3 protein-coding genes are annotated in these 3,487 nt (G+C 70.7%); all 3 read left to right on the top strand.

What is annotated here, in order from left to right; translation table 11 throughout:
• The first annotated feature begins 29 nt into the window (after positions 1-29).
• Entirely contained in the window at positions 30-1,232 is a 1,203-nt protein-coding gene (locus tag AE652_RS25945; RefSeq protein ID WP_049655658.1) for an acyl-CoA dehydrogenase family protein, read from the top strand.
• A 488-nt stretch (positions 1,233-1,720) separates the two neighbouring features.
• Positions 1,721-2,413: a phosphatidylserine decarboxylase gene (locus AE652_RS25940; RefSeq protein ID WP_049655656.1), complete on the top strand. Its 693-nt coding sequence runs from the start codon at positions 1,721-1,723 to the stop codon at positions 2,411-2,413.
• On the top strand, positions 2,400-3,278 hold the full coding sequence (locus AE652_RS25935; protein WP_369808332.1) for a phosphatidylcholine/phosphatidylserine synthase: 879 nt from the start codon (positions 2,400-2,402) through the stop codon (positions 3,276-3,278). Before AE652_RS25940 ends, AE652_RS25935 begins: the two co-directional genes overlap by 14 nt.
• Positions 3,279-3,487 lie beyond the last annotated feature (209 nt).

Genomic DNA, 3,487 nt, shown 5'->3' with positions numbered 1-3,487 from the left:
CAGACCCTCAGACCTTTCGGAGCCGCACGATGGGACGCCTCGCACAGACCGACGGCCTCACCGAGATCCAGCGGGACATCCTCGCCACCGTGCGGGATTTCGTCGACAAGGAGATCATTCCGGTCGCGACCGAGCTGGAGCACAAGGACGAGTACCCGACCGCCATCGTCGAGGGGATGAAGCAGCTCGGCCTGTTCGGCCTCACCATCCCCGAGGAGTACGGCGGCCTCGGCGAGTCGCTGCTCACCTACGCCCTGGTGGTCGAGGAGATCGCCCGCGGCTGGATGTCGGTCTCCGGCATCGTGAACACCCACTTCATCGTGGCGCACATGATCAACGCCCACGGCACCCAGGAGCAGAAGAACCACTTCCTGCCGAGGATGGCGGCCGGCGAGATCCGCGGCGCCTTCTCGATGTCCGAGCCGGGCCTCGGCTCCGACGTTTCGGCCATCTCCACCAAGGGCGTCAAGGACGGCGAGTTCTACGTCCTCAACGGCCAGAAGATGTGGCTCACCAACGGCGGCACCTCCACCCTGGTCGCGGTCCTCTGCAAGACCGACGAGGGCGGCAGCAGCCCGTACAAGAACATGACCACCTTCCTGATCGAGAAGGAGGCCGGTTTCGGCCCGAACCCCTCGGTTCCCGGCCTGACCGTGCCCGGCAAGATCGAGAAGATGGGCTACAAGGGCGTCGACACCACCGAGCTGGTCCTCCAGGACGTCCGCGTCCCGGCGAACCGCGTCCTCGGCGGCGTCCCGGGCCGCGGCTTCTACCAGATGATGGACGGCGTCGAGGTCGGCCGCGTCAACGTCGCCGCCCGCGGCTGCGGCGTCGCCCGCCGCGCCTTCGAGCTCGGCATCGCCTACGCCCAGCAGCGCTCCACCTTCGGCAAGAAGATCGCCGAGCACCAGGCGATCCAGTTCAAGCTCGCCGAGATGGCCACCAAGGTCGAGGCCGCCCACCAGATGATGGTCATGGCCGCCCGCAAGAAGGACGGCGGCGAGCGCAACGACCTCGAGGCCGGCATGGCCAAGTACCTCGCCTCCGAGTACTGCAAGGAGGTCGTCGAGGACGCCTTCCGCATCCACGGCGGCTACGGCTTCTCGAAGGAGTACGAGATCGAGCGCCTCTACCGCGAGGCCCCGATGCTGCTCATCGGTGAAGGTACTGCGGAGATCCAGAAGATGATCGTCGGGCGCCGGCTCCTCGAGGAGTACCGGATCGCCGACTGACCCCCGGGCCGCCCGCCGACGCACCCCGTCGCCGGTCGGCCCCCTCGAACCGCCGGTCGACGGGCGTGCGGGCCCGTCCCGGCGCGGGGCCGTGCCCCGTCACGGGCCCGGCCTGGTCCGCCTGGGTCCGGCACGGCCCGCCGGAAGCGGCCGCAGGGCGTACAGCTGCAACGACGCGCCCTGCGGCCGCTTCCGCACACCCGCTTCCGGCCGCTACGGCCGTTTCGTCCGCCGGGTTCCGTCCGCGCACCCGTTGAGACAAGAGTCACCAGCCCTGTCGGGTCCCTTGGGAACCGGACCGGGCCGAGCTACGGTCGTAGGAGTGGACGCGCACACGCGCCGCCACCGGACACGTGAACGAGCAGGCGGGTTGCCCACCCACCGTCTGCTCCCGATAGCATCCACCGGGACAGCAAGCCGTCCCTCTATTACCGATTCCGCGGTGGCCCCCGTCCAGCGGCCATGATCCCCCGCGACAAAGGTCTTCGATGCCCATCAGCCCGTCCCCTCACACCTCCGTCACGGACCGCGATGCCCTCGCAGCCCCGACGGCCGGTCGGCGACCCCGCGTGACCATCGCGCGCGGAGCCACCCCCTGGTTCGTCCCCACCCTCGCCACGGCCGCCGTGACCACCGCCCTCACCCGGCGCAGCGGCAAGTGGGCCCTGGCTGCGGTACCCGCCTGTGCCCTCGGCGCGGGCATGCTGTGGTTCTTCCGCGACCCCGAGCGTGAGATCGGCACGGGCAGAGTGATCTCCCCCGCCGACGGCGTGGTGCAGAGCATCGACGCCTGGCCGGACGGCCGCACCCGGGTCGCGATCTTCATGAGCCCGCTGAACGTCCACGTCAACCGCGCGCCCCTGCCGGGCACCGTGACGTCGGTCGAGCACGTCGCGGGCGGCTTCGTCCCCGCGTTCAACAAGGACAGCGACCAGAACGAGCGGGTCGTCTGGCACTTCGACACCGAGCTCGGCGACATCGAGATGGTCCAGATCGCGGGGGCCGTGGCCCGCCGCATCGTGCCGTACGTGGACGCCGGAACCAAGGTCGAGCAGGGCGACCGGATCGGTCTGATCCGGTTCGGGTCCCGCGTCGACACCTACCTGCCGGCCGGCGTCGAGGTCGGCGTCGAGGTCGGCCAGAAGACCACAGCCGGGGTGACGCGCCTTGACCGTGACTGATCCTGAGACAATCGTCGGCCTGGACGACGAGGAGACGGCCCTGCGCCGCCGCCGCTGGGCACGGGACCGCGAGCTGCGTGCCCCGCGCTCTCCCCAGCACCTGTCCACGGCCGACTTCCTGACCCTGGGGAACGCCGTCTGCGGCTTCCTGGCGATCTACTCGATCACCACCGGGGTCCTGGTCCCGCACATCACCAACCCGGACGCCGCTCCGGACCGGCACAGCGCCGCCACCGCGGTCACGCTGCTGCTGATCGGCTCGATGTGCGACCTCTTCGACGGGCTGGTGGCGCGCAAGCTGCGCTCCTCCGCCCTCGGGGCGGAACTGGACAACCTCGCGGACCTGATCAGCTTCGGCATCGCGCCGGCCTACTTCGTCGCGGTCTGGGGCATGGTCTCCCCGGGTTCCAACAGCAAGCTGTCGGCGCTGATCGCGCTGACCGTACTGCTCGCGGTGGTCCTGCGGCTGGCCCGCTTCTCGGCCGTCAAGATGCGGCCCGGGGTGTTCCAGGGCATGCCCTGCCCGATGGGCGCGATGACGGTGATCGCCATCGTGCTGCTCGACCCGCCGTTCCTGCCCGGTCTGCTCGCCATCTTCGGCGCCGCGTACCTGATGGTCAGCCGGATCGAGTACCCGAAGCCGCAGGGGCTGCTGGCCACCGCCACGCTCTGCTGGGTCGTCGTCGCGATCGGCTGCCTGGCCGCCTGGGCGACCGGGCTGCCCGGCGGCGACAGCCTGATGCACGTCGGCGCGTTCGCCCAGATCACGCTCGCCGCGATGGCGCCGCTGCTGGTCATCCGCCGCAAGGTGGGGCAGAAGGTCGGCGACGTCCGCGCCCGGCGGGCGGAGTCGCGGCTCGGCTGAGCCGTCCCACGACCGACATGGGGAAGGGCCCGGAACCTGGTGGTTCCGGGCCCTTTCCGTGTTCCCGTGTTCCTGTGCGCCCGTGTTCCCGTACGCCCGTGCGGCTCAGGCGCCGCCGGTGTGCACGCTGAACGCCGAGCGGCGGGCCGCCCGGGCCACGCCCGGGTCCGGGTGCACGCTCGAGACCGCCGTCAGCACCGAGGCCGCCC

The organism is Kitasatospora sp. MY 5-36, assembly GCF_001182915.1.
Taxonomy (GTDB): domain Bacteria; phylum Actinomycetota; class Actinomycetes; order Streptomycetales; family Streptomycetaceae; genus Kitasatospora.
This window is presented reverse-complemented; position numbering and strand designations above follow the sequence as displayed.

Coding starts and splice junctions, on each gene's coding strand:
- AE652_RS25940 (WP_049655656.1), top strand. CDS start 1,721: ATGCCCATCAGCCCGTCCCCTCACACCTCCGTCACGGACCGCGATGCC.
- AE652_RS25945 (WP_049655658.1), top strand. CDS start 30: ATGGGACGCCTCGCACAGACCGACGGCCTCACCGAGATCCAGCGGGAC.